The organism is Vibrio sp. 10N.222.55.C6 (genome assembly GCF_041473395.1).
GTDB lineage: Bacteria > Pseudomonadota > Gammaproteobacteria > Enterobacterales > Vibrionaceae > Vibrio > Vibrio crassostreae_C.
Genome location: NZ_JBFRSD010001046.1, coordinates 1 through 412, shown reverse-complemented (window position 1 = coordinate 412; position 412 = coordinate 1). Strand labels below are relative to the sequence as shown.

1 pseudogene is annotated in these 412 nt (G+C 42.0%); it reads left to right on the top strand.

Annotated features, from left to right (window positions below):
• Positions 1-412, top strand: a pseudogene (locus tag AB4486_RS27480) (N-acetylglucosamine-binding protein GbpA); the annotation flags it as partial.

Genomic DNA, 412 nt, shown 5'->3' with positions numbered 1-412 from the left:
TGTTGAGTTTGAAGACAACGGTCCACAGCTACCCGATTGGGAAAGGGCTGGTCAAATTATACCAACTATGGATCTTAACGTTGGAGACGCAGTTTATACACGAGTTTTTGAAACAAATGGTGAAAATCCAGCATTGAGCACGCGCATCGAAATTACTAGCGAGCAAAACGGCAAGAAAAGTAATTGGGCTCACGAACTTGCTAAGAAAGTGAACCAAGAGCAAGACGGCAGTAAGAGATACATTAAAGCGGGTGCTCTAGTTGAAGGAGAGCTTGTTCCAGCTTATGGCGCTAACCCAGTGTATGTAAATAAAGACCAAGGCTTAGTTAGTGTTGAAATTGGTTACGACATTGATGTCCCAGAATCCGAAATTAAGACTGAGGTTTCAGGACTGGATAATGAATATTTGATT